Source organism: Acaryochloris marina S15 (assembly GCF_018336915.1).
GTDB lineage: Bacteria > Cyanobacteriota > Cyanobacteriia > Thermosynechococcales > Thermosynechococcaceae > Acaryochloris > Acaryochloris marina_A.
Window position 1 is genome coordinate 132,986 of record NZ_CP064924.1, and the last position, 24,885, is coordinate 157,870.

Annotated in this window: 24 protein-coding genes and 1 riboswitch; of the genes, 14 read left to right on the forward strand and 10 right to left on the reverse strand. The window is 46.6% G+C overall.

Features of this window, described 5'->3' with window-relative positions:
- Window positions 1-31: 31 nt before the first annotated feature.
- Window positions 32-187, reverse strand: coding sequence for a hypothetical protein (locus tag I1H34_RS27605; RefSeq protein ID WP_212666563.1), 156 nt, complete (start codon window positions 185-187; stop codon window positions 32-34).
- 193 nt (window positions 188-380) lie between these two features.
- Between I1H34_RS27605 and I1H34_RS27610 the strand changes: the two genes are divergently transcribed.
- From I1H34_RS27610 to I1H34_RS27665, 12 genes are all read left to right on the forward strand, one after another.
- Entirely contained in the window at window positions 381-1,148 is a 768-nt protein-coding gene (locus I1H34_RS27610) for a ParA family protein (RefSeq protein ID WP_212666705.1), read from the forward strand.
- On the forward strand, window positions 1,149-2,087 hold the full coding sequence (locus I1H34_RS27615) for a ParB/RepB/Spo0J family partition protein (protein WP_212666564.1): 939 nt from the start codon (window positions 1,149-1,151) through the stop codon (window positions 2,085-2,087).
- A 22-nt stretch (window positions 2,088-2,109) separates the two neighbouring features.
- Window positions 2,110-2,493: a GNAT family N-acetyltransferase gene (locus I1H34_RS27620; RefSeq protein WP_212666565.1), complete on the forward strand. Its 384-nt coding sequence runs from the start codon at window positions 2,110-2,112 to the stop codon at window positions 2,491-2,493.
- Between the two features lie 42 nt (window positions 2,494-2,535).
- Window positions 2,536-8,931: a strawberry notch C-terminal domain-containing protein gene (locus I1H34_RS27625; RefSeq protein ID WP_212666566.1), complete on the forward strand. Its 6,396-nt coding sequence runs from the start codon at window positions 2,536-2,538 to the stop codon at window positions 8,929-8,931.
- Between the two features lie 41 nt (window positions 8,932-8,972).
- Entirely contained in the window at window positions 8,973-9,509 is a 537-nt protein-coding gene (locus I1H34_RS27630; protein ID WP_212666567.1) for a DUF6431 domain-containing protein, read from the forward strand.
- A 46-nt stretch (window positions 9,510-9,555) separates the two neighbouring features.
- Window positions 9,556-9,870: a hypothetical protein gene (locus tag I1H34_RS27635; protein ID WP_212666568.1), complete on the forward strand. Its 315-nt coding sequence runs from the start codon at window positions 9,556-9,558 to the stop codon at window positions 9,868-9,870.
- Between the two features lie 182 nt (window positions 9,871-10,052).
- Complete coding sequence (locus I1H34_RS27640; RefSeq protein WP_249370266.1) at window positions 10,053-10,463, forward strand: DUF6431 domain-containing protein; 411 nt, start codon at window positions 10,053-10,055, stop codon at window positions 10,461-10,463.
- 46 nt (window positions 10,464-10,509) lie between these two features.
- A complete protein-coding gene (locus tag I1H34_RS27645; protein WP_212666570.1) occupies window positions 10,510-11,268 on the forward strand; it encodes a hypothetical protein in 759 nt (252 codons plus the stop codon).
- On the forward strand, window positions 11,252-11,770 hold the full coding sequence (locus I1H34_RS27650) for a hypothetical protein (protein WP_212666571.1): 519 nt from the start codon (window positions 11,252-11,254) through the stop codon (window positions 11,768-11,770). Before I1H34_RS27645 ends, I1H34_RS27650 begins: the two co-directional genes overlap by 17 nt.
- Before the next feature lie 81 nt (window positions 11,771-11,851).
- Window positions 11,852-12,172 (forward strand): hypothetical protein, encoded by a 321-nt coding sequence (locus tag I1H34_RS27655; RefSeq protein WP_212666572.1) that lies wholly within the window; start codon window positions 11,852-11,854, stop codon window positions 12,170-12,172.
- Window positions 12,169-12,435, forward strand: coding sequence for a hypothetical protein (locus tag I1H34_RS27660; protein WP_212666573.1), 267 nt, complete (start codon window positions 12,169-12,171; stop codon window positions 12,433-12,435). Before I1H34_RS27655 ends, I1H34_RS27660 begins: the two co-directional genes overlap by 4 nt.
- A gap of 235 nt (window positions 12,436-12,670) precedes the next feature.
- Window positions 12,671-15,193, forward strand: coding sequence for an AAA family ATPase (locus tag I1H34_RS27665; protein WP_212666574.1), 2,523 nt, complete (start codon window positions 12,671-12,673; stop codon window positions 15,191-15,193).
- Window positions 15,194-15,302: 109 nt separating this feature from the next.
- Here the strand turns inward: I1H34_RS27665 and I1H34_RS27670 are convergent, their stop codons facing one another.
- The gene (locus I1H34_RS27670; RefSeq protein WP_212666575.1) at window positions 15,303-15,959 is read right to left on the reverse strand and encodes a hypothetical protein; all 657 of its coding nucleotides are present in this window, start codon (window positions 15,957-15,959) and stop codon (window positions 15,303-15,305) included.
- A gap of 45 nt (window positions 15,960-16,004) precedes the next feature.
- On the opposite strand from I1H34_RS27670, the gene I1H34_RS27675 reads away from it, so the two are divergent.
- Window positions 16,005-16,211, forward strand: coding sequence for a hypothetical protein (locus tag I1H34_RS27675; RefSeq protein ID WP_212666576.1), 207 nt, complete (start codon window positions 16,005-16,007; stop codon window positions 16,209-16,211).
- Window positions 16,212-16,276: 65 nt separating this feature from the next.
- Here the strand turns inward: I1H34_RS27675 and I1H34_RS27680 are convergent, their stop codons facing one another.
- Entirely contained in the window at window positions 16,277-16,918 is a 642-nt protein-coding gene (locus tag I1H34_RS27680; RefSeq protein ID WP_212666577.1) for a Crp/Fnr family transcriptional regulator, read from the reverse strand.
- 395 nt (window positions 16,919-17,313) lie between these two features.
- Here I1H34_RS27680 and I1H34_RS27685 point away from each other — a divergent pair, with 395 nt between their 5' ends.
- Complete coding sequence (locus I1H34_RS27685; RefSeq protein WP_212666578.1) at window positions 17,314-18,102, forward strand: RecB family exonuclease; 789 nt, start codon at window positions 17,314-17,316, stop codon at window positions 18,100-18,102.
- Window positions 18,103-18,188: 86 nt separating this feature from the next.
- A riboswitch (cyclic di-GMP riboswitch) is annotated at window positions 18,189-18,282 on the reverse strand.
- A gap of 381 nt (window positions 18,283-18,663) precedes the next feature.
- Here the strand turns inward: I1H34_RS27685 and I1H34_RS27690 are convergent.
- The 7 genes from I1H34_RS27690 to I1H34_RS27720 all read right to left on the reverse strand — a co-directional run bounded on the left by I1H34_RS27690 (window position 18,664) and on the right by I1H34_RS27720 (window position 24,823).
- On the reverse strand, window positions 18,664-19,068 hold the full coding sequence (locus I1H34_RS27690; RefSeq protein WP_212666579.1) for a hypothetical protein: 405 nt from the start codon (window positions 19,066-19,068) through the stop codon (window positions 18,664-18,666).
- Between the two features lie 15 nt (window positions 19,069-19,083).
- Complete coding sequence (locus tag I1H34_RS27695; RefSeq protein ID WP_212666580.1) at window positions 19,084-19,953, reverse strand: DUF5131 family protein; 870 nt, start codon at window positions 19,951-19,953, stop codon at window positions 19,084-19,086.
- Window positions 19,950-20,393, reverse strand: a complete 444-nt coding sequence (locus tag I1H34_RS27700; RefSeq protein WP_212666581.1) for an ASCH domain-containing protein — start codon at window positions 20,391-20,393, stop codon at window positions 19,950-19,952. Before I1H34_RS27700 ends, I1H34_RS27695 begins: the two co-directional genes overlap by 4 nt.
- A 2-nt stretch (window positions 20,394-20,395) precedes the next feature.
- On the reverse strand, window positions 20,396-21,013 hold the full coding sequence (locus I1H34_RS27705) for an MT-A70 family methyltransferase (RefSeq protein ID WP_212666582.1): 618 nt from the start codon (window positions 21,011-21,013) through the stop codon (window positions 20,396-20,398).
- A gap of 43 nt (window positions 21,014-21,056) precedes the next feature.
- On the reverse strand, window positions 21,057-22,184 hold the full coding sequence (locus I1H34_RS27710) for a hypothetical protein (RefSeq protein WP_212666583.1): 1,128 nt from the start codon (window positions 22,182-22,184) through the stop codon (window positions 21,057-21,059).
- Between the two features lie 150 nt (window positions 22,185-22,334).
- A complete protein-coding gene (gene dcm, locus I1H34_RS27715; RefSeq protein ID WP_212666584.1) occupies window positions 22,335-23,786 on the reverse strand; it encodes a DNA (cytosine-5-)-methyltransferase in 1,452 nt (483 codons plus the stop codon).
- An 11-nt stretch (window positions 23,787-23,797) separates the two neighbouring features.
- Window positions 23,798-24,823, reverse strand: coding sequence for a phosphoadenosine phosphosulfate reductase domain-containing protein (locus I1H34_RS27720; protein ID WP_212666585.1), 1,026 nt, complete (start codon window positions 24,821-24,823; stop codon window positions 23,798-23,800).
- Window positions 24,824-24,885: the final 62 nt, after the last annotated feature.

Here is a 24,885-nt window from a genome sequence, read left to right on the forward strand (position 1 = left end):
TCACGAATCTAGAGACCAGTATTGCAGCTCTTTATCCCAAGGTTCCAGGCAGATGGCTGATGAATAGTGGGTTATGAAACTGATTGACCAGAGCTGGGATGGTCTTGCCTGCACCACTACCGCTAGCAATATCGATGTCCATGCACTGCGATAGATAATGATACCGATCCTGGCCATTGGTAAACATATTTTCTCAGCCTCATGCATAGTTAGAAATTGGTCGCTTGAGCATTATGTAGTGAACTCGTCTTGACGCAGTTACCAAAAAGACTGAAACTTTCAAAAATATAAGATTCAGAATATAGTTCAGTTCTTAAAGGTACAGTTAGTATTGCTTCAATCTTTCTCCAAGCACCCCCTTCTTAGTGAGTGATGTCAATATGGCGAAATGCCGAATAATAGCAATATTCAATCAAGCCGGAGGCGTGGGTAAAACTACTATCACAATGAATCTTGGATATCACCTTGCTACTCATTCCAAAAAGGTTCTCCTAGTGGATATGGATCCACAGGCTTCCTTGACCAATTTTATGGGCTTAGAGGTAACTGAACTTAAAACAACAATATATGACGCACTAATGGCTGAAGATGTCGTGGACATTGAAGTATATTCCAATATACATGGAATGGATCTAGCTCCTTCCAACATCAATTTATCTAATGCGGAACAAGAATTAGTGCTAGCTGAGCAACGTGAAATTAGACTGAAGGAACCGCTTTCAAAATTACAGGGTGATTACGATTTCATTTTGATTGATTGCCCTCCAAGTCTAGGGATCCTTAGTTATATCAGCTTAGTTGCTGCTACTGATGTTCTTGTTCCAATCCAAACACAGTTTAAATCTTTAATGGGAACTGATTTCCTATTGAGTACAGTCAGTAAGGTTCAAAAAAGACTGAATAAGAATTTGAAGTTTGCTGGATTTTGGCCAACTATGTATTCTGCTGGCAACGTTTTGGATAACCGGACACTTGAGACAATTACTGAGCAACTATCCCAAATTGCAACAATTTTTACTCCACTCCCTCGTGCTACTGCACTTGCAGAAGCATCTGAATATGGTCTCCCTTTAGCTCTCGCACCAAAAAAGAATAAACAGATTCTCCAAATATTTGATGAAGTGTCAACACTTATTGAAGATCTATAGATGAACCGTCAAAAGCATCCTCCGGCCAAACGATCCATGCTGAATAACGTTTCTTTATTCACTGATGATGACGATCCATCAGTGAAATCAGATCAATTGCTTATTAGTAAAATTAGCTTGCCCTCTGAACAACCACGTCGATATTTTGACGTAAAAAAGATGGATCAGCTATGCCAGTCAATCAAAAAACATGGGATTCTAGAAAATCTAATTGTTCGACCTTCTCCTAAGAGGGCAGATCGGTATGAACTTATTGCAGGTGAAAGACGATACAGAGCTGCGAAAAAAGTTGGACTTAAAGAAGTACCAGTAAAGATACTTACGATAGACGATGAACAAGCTCTTCAAATAGCACTAGTTGAAAATCTTCAGAGAGAGGATCTCAACCCAGTAGAAGAGACTGAAAGCATCTTGCAACTACTTTCAATTCATCTAGACAAGCCAATTCCAGAGACTGTTTCGCTTCTTCATCGAATGCTAGATGAGGTTAAAGGTAAAGTTCCCCATAACGTTATGGGGAACAACGTAGTTGAGGCTGTGGAAGAGTTATTTACAGGTCTAGGACGCATGGGATGGAAATCCTTTGTAGTCAACCGACTCCCTTTATTAAAACTCCCCTCAGAAATTCTTGAAGCATTGAGAGGGGGCAAGCTTGCTTATACAAAAGCGATAGCCATTTCCCGAGTCAAGGATGAGCAGGCCAGATCGAATGTATTGCATGAGTCAATTGAGAAGAATCTCTCTCTCTCAGAGATCAAAGCAATCATCAATGGATTAAAATCGTCAGCGAACAAAAAAGTTCCAAAGACTGTTCAAAAATTTTACGATCGAGTATCTATAGTCACAACCAGACTCAAGAAATCCCAGGCTTGGACTGATAAGAATAAGCGGAAGCAAGCTGAATTGCTTCTAAAAGAATTAGAAAGTTTAGCTGAGTAAATACCTATTAAGGGTGAGTCACATGATCACCTACACCAAGACGACCCATGATCGCATCCTCCACCTGAGCTATCAAGTCTTACGACCAGGCTTTTCAATTGCAGAGGTCATCTTTCCAGAAGACCAAGACCAGGAAACTCAACATTATGGGGCATTCGATCACCGAGGAGAAGTAATCTGCTGCATTACTCTCATTCTCTCGACTTGGCAGGGTAAACCCGCTTGGTGGCTAAGGGCAATGGCGACCGCTCCAGCCTGGAGGAACCAGGGGATTGGTACCAGAATGATCCGATACCTACTGGAAGACCTTCAAGAGTCTGATCTGGCCAGGCCGATATGGGGCATGTCCCCACCCATTCTTAAACATTCCTACAATCGCTTGCCCTCAACCGCCATACCTGTTTAAATCGTCACAACACATCAAAACTTGACGACTTAACTGAATCTGATGTCGCAGCAAGACGACCTTGCCGAATTGTTCGCGGCTGAGTTCTTGGCGGGCAAAGCCTACGCTTCCATCGTAGAAGCCCGAAACCAGGCATCTCAGTTGCTGAATCAACCCGTGCATCCTGGCAGTCCCCTAGCAAAACTGGTGGATGAGTCAGTTGAAGCGGGGTTAGTTCGTGCTGCAAGGACGATCATCGGCCACTCTGAAGATCCTCTGAAAACATACACAGATCTAATCGACCTCACTGATCGCCAGCCCAGGCTAGCAGTCCGATCATCAACTAGCGTCAAACAGCAGGCATACTCGACCCCGCTCCCCCTCGCCTATCTTGCGGCTAACCTCGCAGGAATTACGGCTGAGTCCTCTGTATATGAACCGAGTGCTGGGCATGGGGCATTAGTCCTGAATGCTACTCCTGAGAACTGTACAGTCAACGAACTGAACCCAGACCGGGCAGCAGATCTTAGACGGCAGGGTTTTACCGTTACGGAGCAGGATGCCTCCACCTACTTGCCAGAGCAGCTCCATGACGTTGTGATTGCCAACCCTCCCTATGGTCGCATTTGGGGAGACGACAAAAGGGCTAAGCACTTTAAGACACCTGGCAATTCACGAGGCACTAGCCAGATTGATCAGGCGATTTCACTCCAGGCACTCCAAGTCATGAAGCCTGATGGTCGAGGGGTTTTGCTTTTGGGAGGCAAACCGGAAACAGACCCAGGGGAGAGAGCTGAAGCCTACAACACTATAGAAAGTCGGGGGTTCTTCTATGCGTTGTATCAGCAGTACAACGTTACCCAGCACATCACGGTTGCTAGAGACTTGTACAAGAAACAGGGGGCACACTGGCCGCTGGACTTGATTGTAATTGAGGGAAGGGGGAAATCACAGCTACCTCTCCCCGCAGTGGAACCGCCTAAAATCTATGAATCATTTGAGGAATTGCGAGGACTATTAAATGACTCAATCCAGGCGACTACCCAGCTACCAAGATTACCTGAAGTTCACAAAGGTCTGGATGCCCAAGGCACAGGGGGACCAGGCAATATTCTTGGTGAGAGTGCCAACAGATCTAGAGTCGATGGATCTGAGAGATTACCTGGAGTTGATGAACTGTCGGATGGAATGGATGTTCGAGAGTTGGATGAAGGACTTTGGGGAGACTCAGGAGGAACTTCACCAGATGCTAACCAACACATTATTTCAACTGAATCCGGTCCAGAGTCCACCCATGCTTTACGAGGGGGGAGGAGAGACCAAAGAATTGATCCCAGTATGGGCGATGGCATATCAGTGGGGAGCCAGCCTCCTAGAATTCAACGAAACTTGGATGAATTGGTTCCTGCTGACCAATCCAGAAGTGGACTTCCCAGTGGATCTGACACTGCCTCCACCCATGTCCCAGGAGTCCTTGATGGCGAAGCACGACGAAGTGACAATCGATCAATTTCTGATGGAATTGAGAGCAGAATTCAAGTAAACGATACCTTCATTGAGGATAGTGACATGGCAGCAGAGTTCAATACTGCTTATGTTCCCCGCAGCAAAGGCCGTAGCCCTAACACATTGATTCCTACTAACATGGCTGTTTCTGCTCAGCAAGCATTAGATCGCTTCGAGCAAGAGCATGGAGATATCGACGAGTTTGTAATGGATCGCTTGGGATATGACTCCAAGGGACAAATGTATGATGTCCTTTACGCCGAGCAAATTGACTCTCTCGCCCTGGCCTTTGACCAAAAAGACAAGGGCAAAATTTTCCTTAATGGTGACCAAACGGGAAACGGTAAAGGACGATTCGGAGCAGCCAATATTATTGATGCCCAGCGACAGGGCTATATTCCCATCTTTGTTACCCAGAAACCCAACCTCTATGCCTCCATGATCCAGGACTTGGCTGATATCGGCAGGCCAGGTTTTTCGCCTTTCATGACAGATTCCGAGTTAGATTTGCATCTTGAAGATGGTAGAACCTTAAGAACCTCTGGACTCAAGGATCAAGAAAACGAGATGCATCGCCTCACCCAAATCGGACTAGGGGGATATGATGCAATTTTCACGTCTTACAACCAGCTTCAAACAATTAGCAAAAAAGAACCCTATAGACGGCAGTTTCTACGAGCATTAGCAAGTCGGGCAGTGTTTATTTTTGATGAAGCTCACGAGGCAGGCGGTGGTTCATCAAGTCAGAGTTGGAAGAGTAGTAATGCTGCACCTAATCGTGCTGAATTTGTGCGAGAGCTGGTTGATGCTTCGGCAGGTACTGTCTTCATGTCTGCAACCGCTACCAAGAATCCAGCGGTCATGGATCTCTACGCGAGACGAACCGATGCCATTCATGCCGTTAACAGCATGGATAATCTAGAGAATACGCTTAAGGCTGGCGGCATCCCACTTCAGCAAATGATGGCAACTCAGTTTGTTAGCTCTGGGAATATGCTTCGCCGCGAGAGAACGTTCGAGAATATTAGCTTTAGTGCTAAGACCGTTCCTGTAGATCACGGGATTGCAGATAACATTGCCGCAATTATGCGAGGGATTGATCGGTTTGATCGAGCCAAGAGTAAAGCAATGGAGGAGCTTAACAAAGAAGTCAGAAAAGAAGCCAAATCAGCTAGCGAAGATAATGCAATCGGAAAATCCGGTGCATCTTCATTAAATTTCACTTCGTTGATGCACAACGCCATTGACCAAGGGCTGCTCTCCCAAAAAGCAGAGGCGACTGTTCAAGAAGCTATTGCTGCACTGAAGCGAGGTGAGAAACCATTAATCGCTGTTGCCAATACAATGAATTCCTTTATTGCAGACTATGCAAAAGATAGGGAGATCAAAACTGGCGATGCAATTAATGTGACGTTTGGGGATGTATTAGAGCGATACTTAACTCGCTCCAAAGATGTTCAAATCACTGATTATCAAGGCATCTCTGATACTCGCCCTATGACGGAAGCAGAGCTAGGAGTCGAAGCAGTTGAAGCATACCAAGAAGTACATGAGCTAATCGCTGACTCTGATTTCTCTTCCATTCCTCTCAGTTCCATTGACTACATGAAATATCGCCTTTCTCAAGAGGGCTATACCGTCGATGAGATTACGGGACGAAAAAGCATTATCAATTATCAGGGAGGTGAACTAATCTATGGCCTGCGCTCAAATAGAGAGGTTAAGCCCCAGGCCAAGATTGATGTGGTAAATCGCTTTAACGGTGGTGAATTAGATGTCGTAATCCTCAACCGCTCAGGGGCAACAGGTATCAGTCTCCATGCTTCAGAACGGTTTGCGGACCAACGCCCAAGGCACATGATCGTGGCCCAAGCAGAGCGTGATGTCAACCAAGTCTTTCAGATGTTAGGACGTGCAAATCGCTTTGGACAAGTCGTGGAACCCAAATTCACTTTGGTGATGGCCGATGTCCCCGCCGAGAAGAGACTCGGAGCCATGCTTGCTAAAAAGATGGCATCTTTGAATGCTAATACTACTGCCGCACGAGATTCAGATCTGAGCATTGGGAACGTCACGGATTTTGTCAATACCGCTGGAGAGGAGGTGGTTACAGAACTACTGGAAGAACACCCCGAAATCGATGCTATGTTGTCCTATCCAAGTCAGGGAAGCGTTGGTGGGACTGATTTCCCTCTTATTAGTAGAACAACAGGCCGCATCCCCCTCTTACCCATCAAGCAACAAGCAGAACTGTACGACCTGATCGAAACCGAAACCACTGCCCTCATCCAACAGAAAGAAGCGATGGGCGAGAACGTCTTGGAGGCAGACAAGTTGGACCTCGATGCCCGCACAATTGCCAAGATGGAAGTTGTCCCAGCAGACGCCGCGATCAAGAGCGAGTTCACCGGGCCTGTCAATCTAGAAGTCGTCAATGCAAAAGTCACGACCAAGCCCCCGATGCAATTGGGAATCATCAACGATGTCCGTGAGAACTTGGGTCAGTCTAGGGTTAAGACGGTGGACGACCATGATTTTGATGCAATTGAAGACCAGGCCAAGGAGCAGAACCGAGGCTTAAGGAATCAGGTTGAGAATCGATTGAAAACCTATAGTCAGAAAGCAATGGGGGAGGCAAAAACCCCAGAAGCAGCAAGCCACTTAGAGACAAAATTCGACAAACAAATGGGGCATTTCCAATCGCTCACCAATCGCTTTCGGATTGGCAGCACCGTTCAGCTTTCTTCAGCAGAAGGCAAGGTTTCCTATGGGGTAATCGCCAACATTGCCGAGAAAGCCAAACCTCTGGGAAGTCCCGCAGCACTGACGAACTGGAAGATGCAGATCATCACTACTGAAGGCAAAAATATCTCTGTTCCTTTCTCAAAAATCAACTCTGGTAAACCTTCCGCAGTTAGCATCATGCCCCAAGGGAAAACCTGGAGAGGAGAGAGCATTTATGAAGATTTTGATAGCAGGCAACAGAATCAGCGCACGGAAATGCAGGTCTTCACTGGCAATCTGATCAAAGCGTATGAGGAGAATCCTGAAGGCAAGTTCATTAACTTCACCACCAATCAAGGCCAGGTGCGCCAAGGGCTGATCATGCCCGACGACTTCGATATCACTCAGCAGCTCCGGGAACGTCCCGTGATATTTGAGGAACCCTATCAGGTCAAAGCATTCCTGACAGAGGTGACCAAGAATCTGGGTGTAGTCCATGACAACCCAGAGAAGAACCTGGCAATCAAGGCCGATGCATCAGCGAAATTGCGCGGCACCCCCATCGAGCATTTTGTGTTGACAGTGCCCAGCTCTACCCGTGTCGGCGGCACGTTTTTCTTGAATGAAGACTTGCTAGATGCTGCCCAGAGTGAGTTCTTCTCTGTCGCTCATCGGATGGAGATGCATGTTGCCCCTGAGAATCTGGAGGCAGCGTTGAAGGTGATCATGAAAGACGAGGGCATTCAGATCGCGGCCTTCGACTTCAAGGACATGGCACGGGATTACTTGGGTCAGATGCTGCCGACGATGGAGCAGATCGAGGAAAACCAATTCGAGCAGCAGGCCAACTTCGTACCTTACGTTGAGCCAACGAAGGGAACCGCAGCCCAGCTTGATATGCTGCTCCAGTCTGATGCTGTAGAGCCGAGTGAAATCCCGCAAGTTGAAGCTGTTCAATCTGCACCGGACCAGGACACTACCCAGCCCACCCAGGACAACACCAAGCAGATTGCCCCACCCGCAAAGCAGGCAGGCAAGGCAGAGCAGTTTGTGGCCCAGTTCCTACATGAGGGGGGATTGGCCCAGGAAGTTCTGAAGGGTGATGATTTCCACTTCAAGATCAAGAATGGACCCTATGAACCTCTGGTGGTGGAGCAGCATTCTGACCAGCTTTACCTGACTCACTACTATGAGCAGAATGGGGACTTATGTCTAGATTCTGAAATGGTCTTTGGAATTGATGGGCAAGGGAAGCTCAATCTTGAAGAGACAGCAGTTCAAAATCCATTTACTGGAGGGGAGTTGCGAGAACTGGATCGGGAGTTTGGGGGGCTTTTTGCCCAGAACATCGTCAATCAGGGCTTTGCACAAGCAGCTCTAGAGCAGTTGCCTGAGCTATTAAAGGAGCGAGAGGCAGAGCAGGTTGATGCACCTGAACCTGAAGTTCCAGAATCCGTTATCAAAAAAGTAGATGGTGCAATTGCATCCATCCAGTCATTTAATGAAGCCGTGGAGGCTGGTCGTTACCTGGATCAGCAGCATGGCGGCAATGGACGATACGAGTATGAAACGTTCCAGAAAAGATCAGTCACTTTCCCCAAAGAAACAATTTCCAAGTTTCGAGAAATGTGCCCGAAGAATGGGGTCGATGCAGAAAAAGTCTTAAAAGAGTTGGGGTATGTACCACCACTGGAGATGACCAATGCTGCTAAAGAATGGCTTAGAGAACCAGACAAAACCCAAACAATGGAGTCACAACAGACTGTTGCCGAGAATATCGAGCAGTCACCGCCAGAGACAGTTGTAGATTCGGATATTCAAGAAGTCGCAGCAGAGAAGCCACCGAAGACACCTAGCCAGCCCACAGCAAAAGCGCAGCAGCCTCAGCAGGAAACACCGACCCAGCAAACAGAAGCACCCAAGCCAAAGCCCAAACCCCAGGCTAAACCAGAGGACTGGGCAATCTACAACTCAGCTTTGAAGCGGGGCCATCCATACCAGGCTAGAGCGAAGGATCGAGTAGCGGCTTATCAGGGAGGAGTACCGCTCGACACACGGGCGAGTATCGCGTTAGGCAAAGATTTTAAGGAGTTTACGAAGGAGCTGAATTCAATTCGGGACTGGTATGGAGCAGCTAAACAATTAGATAGGAAAGCTCCTTACTTAGATCGTATCGCTAAGGTAGGCCAGATAGATCAGAAAATGGTGTCTGAGACAGCAAAGGTCTGAAAAGCTTATACTTCAGTGACTCTGAGCGTAGCGAATTAGTCATGACTGAAAAACAAGCCCATCAAAATCGTACGGCAATTGTTCATTTTGGTGCAACCAAACAAGACTATTTAGACCTGGTGCAAGCAGACAATCGCCGCCCCTTAATCGAGTATCTGCAAGCGCCCCTGACAGCCCAACTCTCTCCAGAACGTCATAAGCCCTGCTGCCGTGATACCAGTCGTTATACGCTCCATGCTTTACGAGAGCGCCAAGTTCAAGGGTGGTTAGGACCAGTCGAGACAATCCCTATCTGTCGAGTGCGCTGCCAAAGCTGTCGAGCCGTTTTCACGGTTTTGCCCAGCTTTATCCTGCGCTATCGTCGTCAAGATGCCGACTGCTTGGGGAAACTGCTGGAGTTGAATTTAGGCATGGGACTGAGCAACAGAGAGACGGCTACGATTTATAGCTGGCAGGGAGCAGAGCGAGGTTGGCAACCCGGTTGGGTTTGGAGTCTGGTGCAGTGGTTGGGGAACTTGATGCCTGTGTATTTACTTTTACTGCGTCTGGGACTCACCCCCCGCCCATTTACTCAGTGACGAGAAGTTTGCCAGTTTAGAGAGGGAGCAAATCTACTTGTTTTTGGTGGCTCAAGCTGAATTGATTTGGTATACCGAATTGATGAAGTCCACGGATGAGGATGCTTTTCAAGTCACCATCCATCGGTTTCTGACGGAAATGGACGCCGCCGCACAAGCCACAGGTCACTTAGATCAAGCACAACTGTATGTCCCCGCATCGGTGACCACCGACGGCTGGGTCGCTTCTCAAAATGCTTGGATATCTGAGGTTGGCCTCGACTTGATAGAGTGCAAACTCCATGGCCAAAAACGGGTGAGTGCCACGTTTGATGATTTCTCAAAGACCCACCCTGCAGATAGATCAGAAAATGGTGTCTGAGACAGCAAAGGTCTGAAAAGCTTATACTTCAGTGACTCTGAGCGTAGCGAATTAGTCATGACTGAAAAACAAGCCCATCAAAATCGTACGGCAATTGTTCATTTTGGTGCAACCAAACAAGACTATTTAGACCTGGTGCAAGCAGACAATCGCCGCCCTTAATCGAGTATCTGCAAGCGCCCCTGACAGCCCAACTCTCTCCAGAACGTCATAAGCCCTGCTGCCGTGATACCAGTCGTTATACGCTCCATGCTTTACGAGAGCGCCAAGTTCAAGGGTGGTTAGGACCAGTCGAGACAATCCCTATCTGTCGAGTGCGCTGCCAAAGCTGTCGAGCCGTTTTCACGGTTTTGCCCAGCTTTATCCTGCGCTATCGTCGTCAAGATGCCGACTGCTTGGGGAAACTGCTGGAGTTGAATTTAGGCATGGGACTGAGCAACAGAGAGACGGCTACGATTTATAGCTGGCAGGGAGCAGAGCGAGGTTGGCAACCCGGTTGGGTTTGGAGTCTGGTGCAGTGGTTGGGGAACTTGATGCCTGTGTATTTACTTTTACTGCGTCTGGGACTCACCCCCCGCCCATTTACTCAGTGACGAGAAGTTTGCCAGTTTAGAGAGGGAGCAAATCTACTTGTTTTTGGTGGCTCAAGCTGAATTGATTTGGTATACCGAATTGATGAAGTCCACGGATGAGGATGCTTTTCAAGTCACCATCCATCGGTTTCTGACGGAAATGGACGCCGCCGCACAAGCCACAGGTCACTTAGATCAAGCACAACTGTATGTCCCCGCATCGGTGACCACCGACGGCTGGGTCGCTTCTCAAAATGCTTGGATATCTGAGGTTGGCCTCGACTTGATAGAGTGCAAACTCCATGGCCAAAAACGGGTGAGTGCCACGTTTGATGATTTCTCAAAGACCCACCCTGATTGGCTACCTGACCAACTCCAACAACTCAAAGATGATTTCGATTCAGTTCTAAATGCTTCTTCACTAGCGTCTTATTCCCAAAGGGTGCGACGCAATCGTGAACGCTATGGCCATGAACCGACGTTGCTCAAGCGATTGGATATTCTCAAGCACAAACGCTTTCTGTTTACGAATCACCTAAAACATAAAGACGCTTCCGCCTATTCTGCACCTTTAGATCGCTCCATGCGATTCTTGGACAAGAAGCTCATAAAATTTGGGCAATATCGAGCAGAGGATGCCATTAATCCCATGGTGAATGCCTGGGCGATTGTGAATAATCTACGACAGTTTCTCCCTGATGCGAAAAAGGCGGGGCAATCTTTAGCGGAACATTTCGGAGTTCAGCTCAAAGGTATGCCTTGGATGGAGGCTCTTAACCTATGCACCATGGGAAGTCTGGATATCATGCTTGCGCCTACTTTCTAGCAGACACCATTTTCTGATCTATCTGCACCCTGATTGGCTACCTGACCAACTCCAACAACTCAAAGATGATTTCGATTCAGTTCTAAATGCTTCTTCACTAGCGTCTTATTCCCAAAGGGTGCGACGCAATCGTGAACGCTATGGCCATGAACCGACGTTGCTCAAGCGATTGGATATTCTCAAGCACAAACGCTTTCTGTTTACGAATCACCTAAAACATAAAGACGCTTCCGCCTATTCTGCACCTTTAGATCGCTCCATGCGATTCTTGGACAAGAAGCTCATAAAATTTGGGCAATATCGAGCAGAGGATGCCATTAATCCCATGGTGAATGCCTGGGCGATTGTGAATAATCTACGACAGTTTCTCCCTGATGCGAAAAAGGCGGGGCAATCTTTAGCGGAACATTTCGGAGTTCAGCTCAAAGGTATGCCTTGGATGGAGGCTCTTAACCTATGCACCATGGGAAGTCTGGATATCATGCTTGCGCCTACTTTCTAGCAGACACCATTTTCTGATCTATCTGAGGTAGGCAATGAATATAAGCAGGGCAAACCGCTCTCCGATAGAGCCAGAACCACTATGAAGCAAGACATCAATCAATCTTCCTACAATCGATTTTCAGAAGGATTGAGTCAGGAGAACCCAGAGGTATTTCTAACCAGGCTGGCCGCGAATGCTTCAAAGGCAGGGCTGACGCCACCTAAAGTTATGGGTACTTTGTCTGTTGCTTCAGAAGTACAATCTATTCGCTACCAACAGGGAGAACAGGCTAGCCTCAAGTATTCCCGAAAGATCATGATGAAGGGATTAAAACTTAAAAACCAGGAGCGACCAAAAACCATCGTTCCACAACAACAACGAACCCAAGAAGTTAATCAAAACCGGGGAATTGGAAGATGAACGACGATCTCGAACTATCACCAGAAATTATTGAAGGCGCAAAAATCATTCGGTTGGGTCAATCATTGATCCAGCTAAAAAATGCAATGGAACACGCTGAAATAAGAGCAGGAGAATCTATCACGAATGCTGGGGCGCTTGATAGAGCAGAGATTGTGACTGAGATTCAATCACTCCTCATCAATATCAAATCTATACGGGAAAAGCTGAAAAACCCCCAAATCCAGGAATGGACTGCGGCAGAGGAGGAGATTCCATTTTGATGGAATGCTTGTCAACACTGGAAACACTAGTACATTGGCTTCCCTATCCTCCACCTCCTCTGATAACCCGCTATCTTGTTTCGAAAAGTTGGCTAGTTTCTTTTTAGGAGGATCAGTTCACACAAGATATCAAGTTCTTCTTCTTAAGATTGTCTATAGGAATATTTATATTTTTTATTCGTAGTAGCTTTATATTTCTAGTATTCTGACTGAGATGAATTCTATATAAAAAAGCATGCGACTAAAAAATGTCTACATCCGTTTTTATAAATCATTCAACTTTGATTACCTTAGAAAAAATCACCCAAAGGCTAAACCTAGCCCTTGGGATTTACTTGAAGATGGCCGATGGTATCCATATGTTCGAATTCCTATTGAAAAAGAAATTACAGCCGTCGTAGGAGCAAATGAGTCTGGTAAATCTCAGTTATTATCAGCCATTGAAAAAGGAGCAAATGTCAAAAATATTGATAGGTCAAAAGATTTTTGTCGATACTCTCAATTTTATACAATTGATAGAGACAAACTAAATTATCCTTCTATCGGTTTTGAATGGACCGATCTATCAGAATCAGAAAAAAATACGATAAATGAAATTGTATCTTATGAATTAAATAAAGATAAATCAAGCAAAGAAGATTCTGAGTCTAAAAAAGCAAATAAAAAAACTAAAGGCACTGAAGAATCTAGCATCGAAGCAGAGATATTACTCGACACCTTTAAAATTTTCTATACCAATATTGGAGATTATACAATATATATAAATACAGAAGACGAATGTATAAAACTGGATGAAAAGAGCATAGATAAATACAAGAATATACTACCTAATATTTTCCGAATTGATTCAGATATTGCTTTGCCAGAAAGCATACCTATTAGATGTTTGATCGAACAGGATCTAAAAGACAAATTATCTGACTTACCAACAGTCGATAGAAGGAGTAGATCAAGTTTTTTTCAAGGTATTTTTAATCTTTTTGATAATGATTCAGAAGATTTAAAAATTGAAGATGTTGAAAAAATAAAATCAGATCTTTCAAGCGATCTAACCCTTGAGAAAATCAACTTAGTTAAGTCACTAATTTTTGATGTAGCTAATATTGATCTTAAATCAATCGAAGAATTGTCAGAAGCACTAAAAGAAGGAAATCAGGAAGGTGTAGTTAATGGGATTACACAAACAATTACTGATAATCTGAGAAAAACATTGAATTTCCCAAGATGGTGGGAACAAGATAGAGAGTTTAATATTAAAGTAGATGCTAGAGATTATGATCTAGTTTTTACTATTATCGATAGAACACAAACAAACTATTCATTTGATGAAAGAAGTAATGGTTTAAAATATTTTTTGAGCTATTATATCCAGTACCGTGCTTATAAACCAAAAAATCTAAATAGCACTGAAATACTATTAATGGATGAGCCTGATGCATATCTCTCTAGTCAGGCTCAACAAGATCTTCTAAAAATATTTGAAGGATTTGCTAATCCTGAAGATCAACAAAATCCAGTCCAAGTTATCTATGTTACACATTCTCCATTCTTAATAAACAAAAATCATGCTGAAAGAATTCGTGTACTCGATAAAGGGGCTGGCGATGAAGGTGCCAGAGTTGTTAAAGATGCTAGCAAAAATCATTATGAGCCTTTAAGATCTGCATTTGGTGCTTTTGTAGGTGAAACTACCTTTATTGGGAACTGCAATTTATTTGTGGAAGGACTAGCAGATCAAATTCTTATTGCTGGAGCTTCAAATCATATTAGAAGACTTGAGAAAATATCAAATCTAGAAATTCTAGATCTCAATAAAATTACAATTGTACCTGCTGGCTCTGCTAGTCATATACCTTATCTAGTTTACTTAGCAAGAGGCCGAGACGTTGAGCAACCCCCTATTATTGTTCTCTTAGACAGTGACGCATCCGGTAATGATGCAATGAAAACTTTGAGTAGAGGGAAGGACAATGGTAATAATAAACCGCTGAATAAAGAATTTATTCTGGAAATTAGAGATTTAGGCAGTAAAAAATCTATAGTTCCAACACATGAAAACTTAACTGAGATAGAAGATTTAGTTCCACTATCAATCTACGAACAATCAATTCAGCTTTATCTCAAAGAATTTTGTGGAGTCAATCAAGATAAAATAGAATCCATTTGCTCCAAAAAACTTAAGAATTCATTGGATTCAGAGAGGGGTACATTTAATAGTTTAGATAATTATGTAAGATCTAATTCTAAAGAGGAGTACCATTTGGAAAAAGTTGGCCTTGCGCGTAGTGTAATCTCAGTAGTTAAGTCAATTTATGATGAACACAATAGCTCAGGTAACACTAGTTATCCTGAGAAACTAGCCTCCTTTGAAAATAACTTTAAAGTACTCTTTGGTAAATTAAATTCTATGCAAGCTAAAGCCGAGTATTCTTGCTCGCAAGCTAAAGTTTTCGAAAGATTGAAGCGAGTAAAAAATCGTTTTTTTCAAGATAAAAATATTGATTCAAAAATCAAAAGAGAATCAGTAGTAAGAATGCTAGTTGAGATGGAAAACTCATTAGATGACAGTTTTGAAAGCAACTATATTAGTTTGGCAATAAGTGAATTGCGCGAAACATACAAACTAAACATCGATTTACATGAGTTCATCTCAGATATTGAAAGACTTCAACTTGATATCAATAAGGTAATTTATGCTGGCAAGCGAGAAAGTCAAACATTTACTACTGAAGATCTTGAACCAGAGAGAGCATCTTAACGTTACAAAAAATTTTTCAATTCAATCAATACACTTCAGCAGAATAACAGCAGCCCCCCAGCCACCCAGCCCCCAAGTCCCCTCAGAGGCCAGGTACATCAGTCCTTGACTAAGACTTTGCGGCCTCTTCCCTCATCATGCTAGACAGCGATGACTCAACTTTCTTCTTAGCAGTTCGACGCTTGCCCCCACCACTAGCCACAACTGGAGTTGGGTCTTGAGGAACGGCTAGCTCATCATCGAGCGGATCAGGGTCGAAGACCATAACAGAGGATTCCTCGACTTCGCTGATAGGCTTCTCCACCTCAGCCACAGATGCAACCTCCTCCAGGTCTGCCAAAACATCAGGAGCCTGATCCTCAGCCTCGACCTCAGAAGTATCCTCAACCGGGCTGTCGGCCAGGAATGCCTGGGTCTGGACCTTGAACCAATCGATAGCTTTATCATGCAGTTCCCAGTGGGCATCAATCCGGTCTGTGAGCTGGGTCTTGATAAGCGTTTGGATGAACAACGTCTCTTGCCGACAACCTTTGCGGAAGACAGCCACAGCATTTCCTTTGACCTCATCAAAGATGGGGCCATGCTTCTGGCTCACTTTGGACAGGCCCCAAGAGCAGAGGATAGTGAAGTTTTTCCAGCCCTGGATTTCCTTGTGAATGACGAACAGGAAGACTTGGCTTGCAGCCATGCCAACTTTTTTAGCGGCAGAGTCAATCACTTCGGTGGAGGCAGATTGTTCGATTTTGACGTTGGTAATCAGTTTCATGAGTGTTGTCCTTTGAATAACGAATAGTGGATAGGCACGACTGGCATGTGCAATCGAGTCGGCCCTGTTGATATTGAGAAAACGGAAAGGGAGGTCTTTGCCTCTTGGGGAATATACCCCCAACAAAAATCAGGCTCGATGTGGAGCCGTGGGCGGGATGGATTTGGAGAAAAAACTTTGGGTGGGAATGCCCCACTTCCTAACCACCAGGGTAGCGTGGATGGCTTTGTGCTACAAGGATTGGGGGATTAGGGTTTCTGATCGGTGGCGGGAGGGAGACTAGGCTTTGCTGATGATTAGTGTGCTTGTGATGAGAATTACTGGAGATCCACAACCGAAGATTCGTGGATGACGATATGGCGAGTTTTATCGACCGATAGCCATCCTTTCTTTCGCAGTTCACCAAGAATGCGAGTGGCTGTAACACGAGTGGCCCCTACCAATTCTGCAATTTGTTGATGAGTTAATCTAACCTCAATTCTTACTCCATCTGGGGTCTTTTCCCCGATCTCTCTTGTCAGCAACAACAGCAACTCCTGAAAGCGATCGCTCACACGACGATGCAGATTTAGAGCTAATAACGCTTCAGTTTGTTGTAACCGCCGATTCAATTGAACCTGAATCCCTTGTGCCAGAATAGGCGACTGCTCCAACTCTTGCTGACTGATACGCATGAGTACCACATCCGTTAACGCAGTTGCTGTATAGGGATCAATTTGAGTCAAGGGTAAACCAAAGGGCATCTCTGGACAAGCCAATCCTAGGATCGCTTCATTCCCATCACCATCTGAAGTATGTAGTTGAATGATTCCCCGGCACACGATCCAAATATCATGGGAATGCAAAACAATATTGAAACCTCTTTTAAATTCGTAGGTTTGGCGTCCTTGATAGACCTCTTCAAGTGACTGCGACCAATGGAAAGAGGATAATGCTGGTGAAATCTGCGTTTGTGACATTGGTGCGTCCTAAGATCTGGCCCTTACTCTAAAATCTCAATATTGGGGTTAAATCCAAATTAAGAGAGATTGTCAATAGAGATATGATTATTTTCCTTCAGAGCCATGCTCAAGTTCAAACTGAACATTGAGATATGACCGCTAAAACCTTTGCCCTAAGTATACTAACAATTCTCTCGTGAAGGTGTGGGGGTTATTTCACATAATTTCAGTTGAGAAATTTATCAATAGAACTATCAACGGAATCCATTGAGATTCACCTATTTTTTTAAACACCTTGCAATTCATCACAAACCACAATATCGAAGCTAATAAGGTTATTCACCAACAAGTCATCGTTAAAGGCCATCAGAGCGTCTTGAACTACGATAGAAATATACCTTCGCGTATTCCTGATGGCTTATCCCCTTTCAGCCACTAAACTCATCACCTACCAGCAGTGCCCCAAAGCCTACAACTTCAGATATGAGCGGGGACTCTCTTCACCCTCTGCCTTCGGATCGCCTGCCTTTGGGATTGCCCTTCACAAAACACTCGCAGATATCTACAAAGACTGGAACTACGATTACCCCCTCCCTTCCCTGGATTGGTTTGCCGTTTGCTGGCAGCACCATACTGGAGATCTGAAACCAGCCCAGATTCATGAGGGGTGGATGGCCTTGCAGCTCTATTACGAGAAATACGTTGCCCCGCTACCCATGATTCGCAAACCTCTTGGAGTTGAAGGAAAGATCAAGGCCAGCTTCCAGGTGAATAATATCGAGTTTTCCATCACAGGCCGTTATGACCGCTTAGACTACACCGATAATGGTCTAGAGCTGATTGACTATAAGACCAGCAAGACGATTGGCCCATCCGATGGCATCGATCTACAGCTTGGATTGTACTTTTTGATTCTGGAGCAGGTCTACCCAGAGGCACTGGAAACGCTGAGTTTAATATATCTACGGCAAGGTCAGAAAGTTACGTTTGATGTGACGCCTGACCATCACCAGCAGGTACGAAAGTTGATCGGAGACATCGCGGTAAAGCTTAGAGCAGATGATGAGTGGAAACCAGAAGTTGGTGGGCACTGCAACCACTGCGGGTATCAGAAGTACTGCCCTGCGAAGTCCAAGAAGCCAGAGCCATTACCGGAGGGGACGAGGGAGGCGAGGCAAGTTCAGCTGGTTTTAGGGATTTGATTCAGCTCTCACGGAAAAGTGACCACAACAGTAATGCCCTCTACCACAGTGGTAGAGGGCATTACTGAATATTAAAAGAAAGTCCCTTCGACACTAGCAGCATCCATACCCCGTAATGCTTGGACTTTAGGTCTGCTAATCTGCGTCTTACCCTTTCGGTGTAAGTTGCCATTTCGGGGACTTAAACTGAGCTGGTGTGGGGGGTATGACAGCCCAATACATCTACTGTAGCTATCGATGCAATACAAATTAAACCGAAGAATTACTGAATCTTAAGAGATTTTTATGAGGAAATATCAGTGGTAGTGCGGATTACAATCAAATATCTTTCTTTATTCTAGATATAGACCTAAATTTATCCAATTCTTTAAAGATTTAAGCAGACAATGGGGTCTACGAGTTTGTCATCAAAATGCCGACCTAATATATGCATGGTCGGCAGTATTTAAATAAATATCAAAAAGCTGGCTTTTATATTTGTCGCCAACGGTATTTATGCTGTTAGTCTCATAATGCGCTGAATTTCTATATTCCGGTAGGGTTGATCTACCCGAAACGCAGCTAATCCCTCATCCAACCTGGACAAGTATCGACCTCGCCTGTCTGGAATACACTGAAGAGTTGTTCTGCAAACGCCACCGGAATAAACCAGTGGGCACAACCGATGTACAAATATGCATGGGCAGGTTCTCCCAGATAGAAAATTTCCAGGTTGATGTCACTATTTTGCTGCCAGATATCTTCTTCGTAGAGACTGGTTCCTCCTGGACAGATATAGGTGCAGATTAAACATTCATCGAAACTACCATCTTCCATATAGCCGATGTAGTTCTCTTGGTAAAAGTCAGAGGTTTTGAACTTGCGAATGACGATATGCAGCTCCCCTGGCCCCTGAATCTCCAGCTCTTGTCTACCAGGATGATCCGTGATGCCGACTCGCCACCCCTGAATGTATTCCCTCTTCATCCGCAATCACCTCCGTCATCCAAACTCTGGAAATTCTCTCACTCGCAGCTCTTCCGGCCACTCTTGTATATCCCCACCCTTCGCTGAACGGAGCTTGGGAACACCCACGGGTTTGCTGCCGAGCTGCTTGATAAACACGGGGATATCTGCGGTCTTACACTGGTCTCGGATGGAGCGAATCCAGTCCACATCGTAAGGCCGAGCGCCAGGGCCAGACTCACCCCCGGTGATGCACCAATTTGCGGCAAGAGCACCAAGATCTACGGGTTTGAGCAGTGGTTCACAACTCAAAAACCGGACTGCTGCTGGTGTTTCTGCTAGCAACGGAATTCGCTCATCTGCGGCTTTCTGGTTCTCGACTGATACGCCTAACCAGAGATTGGACAGGGGCCAATCCCATTGACATGATTCAAGGTCAGCCAATACCTTTTGGCTAGCATTGGTTGATCGGCCCTTAATGACAGCAGCAATCCGAATTCTGTTTTTGGCAGTCATGAGATAATCCCGCATTCGTCTTGGTCGTTTGGTCAGCATCTGCACTGTGACTTGAGGATTGAGCGCGATTGCAGCAAAAATCTGATCCAGCCACTCGTCTTTCACGGCTGGGTGGAACGGGTCAGACATCGACGGCATGAATACCCTGATCGGTTTCCGAAACTTGAATAGCTTCTCCAACTGCTCAGGGACAAAATTCACCTGGCCTGTCCAGTTCCCCTGCTCATCCACAACCCCCTGATACTGGGAAAACTGTTGCAGCCGTCCTGACTTTGAAGCTCTGGCTGCATAGCAATGCTTACAACCGCTTTCCTTGGCTCCCTTAGCTCGAACTTTTGTGCAGCCCACCAAACAATTGATGGTGTGATCGGTCCATTCGATAGTGGTCATGTCTTTTGCTCCATCAAAATTTTCAACGTTTCAGATCGGACATCTCGGAGTCCCTGCCCCCCGCGATAGGGACTAGGATCAGGCAGTGCAACGATGTTTCCTAACTGCCAAGCAAAGCGCCCAGGTTGCCAGCACCCCACGGCCAGCTCCAGTTCGGTTTGTGTGTCGATAAGCCTGGAGTCCATCTGGGGACAGTCCACCAGATCCGCAATCGCCACGATGCAACCGAGTGGGTAATCACATGGTTTGCGCGGCACCTTGTCACCCGTCAGATCATTAACTTGGCTCACTATGGCTTGCCCATCTAAGCCGATGGTTCGCTTGGCCGCATGAATAGCCAGCTTGCCTCGGTAGCGAGTGCCCCAAGAGCGGGTTTCAAATTGCTTGAGATTCAGGGCAATGAAGGTTGCCCACGGTTGCCAGAGGGTAATGATTTTCATGGCTATGCCTCCGCTCCCCAGTTCTCCCAGCCTGGACGAGGGCACCGAGAGAACAACTCAATCCGCTGACCCCCGAGGGCATCACCTAGCCGATCTGCCATCTGGTAAAACTCTTCAGGCTTTTGAGAATGCTTACCCACAGGAGCTTGAAATGCGGTGGGAATATCGGTTAGTCCAAGGGCAGTAAAGGTCTTGGCCTTACCTTTACGACCTACTAAAATTTGCTCAGTTGCATTTCGCCCATAGTGTCCAATACCGTATCTAATCTTGCTTCTGTCTTGAGTAACCTTGACCCACGTATGAATTGCCTTATATTCAAACCCCCAGGACGCCATGACTTTGAATGCCAACGGTAGGTGATTATTTGTCGTCCACAACAACAGATAAGAATCTGGAGCGGCAATCGAACTCACAGGCATCGCCAAGATTTCCTCATCGGTCATCGAGGGATAAGGGCACCGTCCACGGTGGGTTTTGTCAGATTCTCTGAGGTGATAGCTCCACGGTGGATCAGCCACGATCAGGGAATAGGCACCCACAGGAAGGGCTGGGGTATTCGGAACAAGGTTGAGCGTAATAGCAAGCTTCTGCTGACCACGCTTGTCAGTGGGGGCATACATGGTTTTGCTCCAAGGTATAGAGAGTTGTATTCAGTCAAATTATTCAAACTAGTGAGAGCTGCTTGACCTTCCCGGTCGCCTCTTGCCAGGTCTGCTCAAAGTAATTCGGTCGATGCACCTTATCTTGAATAAATCCAGGGGCCGCAACCCAGAACCCTTCACAGGTCAGGGACTCATTAGGCTTCCTGTGGTACTCGTAAGCTCTGGTGTAGGTCGGGTCTGATTCGTCACAGGTATAGCCGTGTTGCTTGGCAATCACACTCACTTGAGCATCAGCAGCACTACGATGCATTGGCTCAGACACTCGCGTGACTCGCCTACTGATTTGCTTGCCTTGATAAATGCGCTCAACCCGGTAAACCACCCAGTCAATTGAGTCTAGGTGATTCACTGCCAACTCCCTGACAGATTGGGGGGCAACCTCCCAGGCAGAGCGACTGGCAAACAGCTTCATTCTGGGGTTGAGGGCAAGCGCCGCAGCTTCCAAAACCAAGGCGTACAGGCCCGCATCCGGTTCAGCTTCCCAGCGCTGCCTCGCCTGTTCGGGCTTACAGAAGGGACAGAAAACACAGGCCGACTTGAGCCAATCTGCCCCGGTCTTTTCATGGATGTAGTCAATGCAAGTCTGTCTATCCCAGCCCCATTCTTGGAGGGGGAATCGATAATCAGACCCCATGCAGGGGTAATCAGCACACTTGGCTGAGCGCTTTTCTTCCCCTTTGCAATAACCCAGATATGGACCGATGGCCTCACCAGAGAGATGATCCGATATCCAGCTATCAATGACGACACCTTTAAACTTCATGGCACAGGTATGGGCACCACTCACAGGTTGGCTGGTGCCTGCAATTTTGAGAGAATGACCGAGAGTGTAATCTCCTTCGATATGGCAGATCTGGGGGTTTCGAGTATCACTCAAGACGGTGTATCCATCTTTTTTAGAGTGACCCGCCTTGGCGACCTGGACAAAGCGAATCTGATGTTGCCTGAGCAAGGGCAAGATGTGTGCTTCGACCAAGTGCTTAGTGGATTGATGTTCGTTACCCGTCTGAGCGGTTATCAATATCAGATCATCAAAGCTAGAAAAAGGGCGATTTTGGGGATTGTAGATCCAGGAAAGCAAAATTGCAGTTGAGTCAACTCCTAAACCCAAATTAAGTACGTGCATCATGGGTAGCTCTTCAAGACATCGTAGAGGAAGAAATACAAAAACATTCCGAAGTAGAGGGACTGCCAGAGCAGCCACCAGAGAAGGGTGTAGGCGTCCATAATTGCCTCCTAAGTTTTCAAATTCCAGGTGGAAACTGAAATATTCGCGGTTTCAAAAATGTGGGGATGACAGGGAATCAAGGCAACGTTGCACAATCATCTGCATTACGGGTGGAGTAACGGCGTTGCCAAGCTGCTTGACCCTCTCGCGTTTATTTCCTAAAACTTTGTAATCTTGAGAAAAGGCCATCGCTGCCTGGATTTCATGAGGTTGCAACATGCGAAAATAGCAGTCTTCAACAGAGATAGAGCGATCCGGTTGCACCAGGGCATGGCGGTCGCCGGCAGTGATGGTGGGAATGGCTTTATCCACTCCACAGACTTGATCTGAGCCACTGTAATAGCTGGCTAGAAAAGGCTGAACTAAACCGTGATGCCCTCCCCCAGCGGTGACCGTACCTAGCGGCTCCTCCAGTGAGTGTGCTTGGTTGTGGTTTCGGAGTGTCACCATAAACGGCTGCACCAGCGAATTATGGTCAACCGTTGTGATTGTGGGCAGTGGGTCATGAATGCTAGCGGCCTGCGCTCCGGTATAGTTCCTGACAATGAACGGCATTGCCAAGGCCATTGTTTGGCGGGCAGTCTGGGTGGGCAGAACCCTATCCACACTCCGAATTCGATGGCTCGTATCTTTGCCGTATGCTGTCTCCACCAAAACAGGAGAACAGAACTTCTCTAATCCTTTGCGAATGCGCTCTAGGGTTGCTGGCCTCAGTGGTCGCTTGCGATTGCCCACCTTGGTGCTGGGATAGCTCCAGTCAATCGCGGTATAGGCTGGGGTATAGTATGGCTCCACGACCTGGGCACAACGGGGGCAGCGGTATACGTACTGATTGCGCTTGCCATAGCGACCCCACTTTTTAAATGGGGTTTTCCAAGACTGGATGGCCTCGACCTCGCCACATTCAGAGCATTGGGCCAGGGGAGTAAAGCTAAGGCTGGGCTTTGGGTTACCGTGCCTCCAGAAGACTATGTAAACACGATCTCTACTTTGAGGGCAGGAAGAAAACATGCTGTTGAAGAACACTGCCTCATGGTCATACCCCAGCGTGTGCATGGCATTGAGCCAGCTATCGAACAGCGTCCAATGACGGACCTCAACAACGTTCTCGACGATGACGAAATTGTACCGATGAAGCTCTGAAAATCTGACGATATCCCACATAGTAGCCCTCGACTTTTCTTCAGCCGGATCAATAGTTTGTGGGTTGAATAAGTCCATCTGGCCCAGGTTCTTGCGTCTTTTTCCTTTCGCAATCGTATGGTTTGTACACTCGGGCGAACTCAGCAAAATATCCGTACTGGGATAGCGACGAGGGTCGCAAGCACTGATGTCACAACAGTCATGATTAGTGTTGGGGAAGTTGGTATTGTGGGTTTCCACCGCTTTAGCCCAGTGGTTAATCGCCATCACAATCTCGCAACCTGCTTGGGAAGCACCACTGCTCGAACCACCACACCCAGCAAATTGGTCGGTGACTGTGATGTAAGATTTCTTCTTCATGTCTAATCTCCTTAAGTCGGTCCTGCGCTCTCCCCAAATGCCCCAGCAGGCAGGGTCCAGGTATTCGGGTCAATGAGGATCGGGGCTGTGTATTCATTGCTCAGGGCTAACCGGAGCTGATCAGGATTCTGGTGGATGGCAGCGTAAGCCGTTCCCTTATCGGCCATGTCTGGGATGGAAAGCTTGTTGTCGATGGTGTGTTGAAACTCTTGCTCGTACTGGTGCAACCGCTTTGTGCGCTCTGGCGAGATGGCCGCATTAGAAGCCCACTGATTAGGTGAGCCGAAAATGCAGAACTGACAGCTCAGCCGACCCCAGTCGAGGTAGTAGGCAGGATGTGCCAGGACTCCCCAGCGCTGAATCATCTCCCAGACTTGCTCACTCGTATATGAGTGGACGGGTCGCCAGTGGTCAATATGTCGCCTGAGTTTAGGGCTGTCCCGCCTATCAGTCCGGTGTGGCTCGAAGCTCTGGTACTTTGCTCTGGCTGCGCTCTCCTGTGCCCGCTCTCCGGTTACCACCAGAGTTCGAGCATGGTTGAACCGGGATTGGTTGGCAATGGCGGTGCTGAGAACATCAATCTTCAGATAGGAAGAACACCACCGAGTCTTGAGATCAGCGGTCTTTGCTGGGAACTTGCACCGAGTTCCGGGCTTGCCTTGCCCCCCAGATATTTGCTCACCATTAGGAGTCTGGAAGTGTGTGGGTGCTTTGGGTTGGTCCTTGCGGCACATCTCGCGTTCTAGCCCACCTTCTAGCCAACTCATATAAATGGGAAGGCCGAAGGCTTGGGCAAACTTGCGGCAATAGCTCTCGGTGACAGGCCAGTCGAAAAGGTTGTGGCCCATTGAATCGACCAAATGATGATGCAATTCAATCCTGTCTTTGGGTACGCCCAACTCCAGTAGTCGCAACAGACAGCAGATAGAGTCCTTACCACCGGAGAAGGCAACGAGAATGCGATCATAGGTGGACAAATCGGGGAGGGTCGAGGCACCGGGCACCTGGAAAGGCAAGGCCATTTGGGTAGCACTCATGATTCTGGACCTAACAACACAATCTGAGTCGAACGGCGGGGCGTAAATCCGTGATTCTGACA

What these genes read in the sequence shown, in the direction of transcription:
- I1H34_RS27675 (WP_212666576.1), top strand. Translation starts at nt 16,005, where the DNA reads ATGTGCAATCGAGTCGGCCCTGTTGATATTGAGAAAACGGAAAGGGAG.
- I1H34_RS27710 (WP_212666583.1), bottom strand. Translation starts at nt 22,184, where the DNA reads ATGATGCACGTACTTAATTTGGGTTTAGGAGTTGACTCAACTGCAATT.
- I1H34_RS27680 (WP_212666577.1), bottom strand. Translation starts at nt 16,918, where the DNA reads ATGTCACAAACGCAGATTTCACCAGCATTATCCTCTTTCCATTGGTCG.
- I1H34_RS27620 (WP_212666565.1), top strand. Translation starts at nt 2,110, where the DNA reads ATGATCACCTACACCAAGACGACCCATGATCGCATCCTCCACCTGAGC.
- I1H34_RS27695 (WP_212666580.1), bottom strand. Translation starts at nt 19,953, where the DNA reads ATGACCACTATCGAATGGACCGATCACACCATCAATTGTTTGGTGGGC.
- I1H34_RS27615 (WP_212666564.1), top strand. Translation starts at nt 1,149, where the DNA reads ATGAACCGTCAAAAGCATCCTCCGGCCAAACGATCCATGCTGAATAAC.
- I1H34_RS27670 (WP_212666575.1), bottom strand. Translation starts at nt 15,959, where the DNA reads ATGAAACTGATTACCAACGTCAAAATCGAACAATCTGCCTCCACCGAA.
- I1H34_RS27605 (WP_212666563.1), bottom strand. Translation starts at nt 187, where the DNA reads ATGTTTACCAATGGCCAGGATCGGTATCATTATCTATCGCAGTGCATG.
- I1H34_RS27630 (WP_212666567.1), top strand. Translation starts at nt 8,973, where the DNA reads ATGACTGAAAAACAAGCCCATCAAAATCGTACGGCAATTGTTCATTTT.
- dcm (WP_212666584.1), bottom strand. Translation starts at nt 23,786, where the DNA reads ATGAAGAAGAAATCTTACATCACAGTCACCGACCAATTTGCTGGGTGT.
- I1H34_RS27700 (WP_212666581.1), bottom strand. Translation starts at nt 20,393, where the DNA reads ATGAAAATCATTACCCTCTGGCAACCGTGGGCAACCTTCATTGCCCTG.
- I1H34_RS27690 (WP_212666579.1), bottom strand. Translation starts at nt 19,068, where the DNA reads ATGAAGAGGGAATACATTCAGGGGTGGCGAGTCGGCATCACGGATCAT.
- I1H34_RS27685 (WP_212666578.1), top strand. Translation starts at nt 17,314, where the DNA reads ATGGCTTATCCCCTTTCAGCCACTAAACTCATCACCTACCAGCAGTGC.
- I1H34_RS27720 (WP_212666585.1), bottom strand. Translation starts at nt 24,823, where the DNA reads ATGAGTGCTACCCAAATGGCCTTGCCTTTCCAGGTGCCCGGTGCCTCG.
- I1H34_RS27655 (WP_212666572.1), top strand. Translation starts at nt 11,852, where the DNA reads ATGAAGCAAGACATCAATCAATCTTCCTACAATCGATTTTCAGAAGGA.
- I1H34_RS27625 (WP_212666566.1), top strand. Translation starts at nt 2,536, where the DNA reads ATGTCGCAGCAAGACGACCTTGCCGAATTGTTCGCGGCTGAGTTCTTG.
- I1H34_RS27610 (WP_212666705.1), top strand. Translation starts at nt 381, where the DNA reads ATGGCGAAATGCCGAATAATAGCAATATTCAATCAAGCCGGAGGCGTG.
- I1H34_RS27660 (WP_212666573.1), top strand. Translation starts at nt 12,169, where the DNA reads ATGAACGACGATCTCGAACTATCACCAGAAATTATTGAAGGCGCAAAA.
- I1H34_RS27705 (WP_212666582.1), bottom strand. Translation starts at nt 21,013, where the DNA reads ATGTATGCCCCCACTGACAAGCGTGGTCAGCAGAAGCTTGCTATTACG.
- I1H34_RS27665 (WP_212666574.1), top strand. Translation starts at nt 12,671, where the DNA reads ATGCGACTAAAAAATGTCTACATCCGTTTTTATAAATCATTCAACTTT.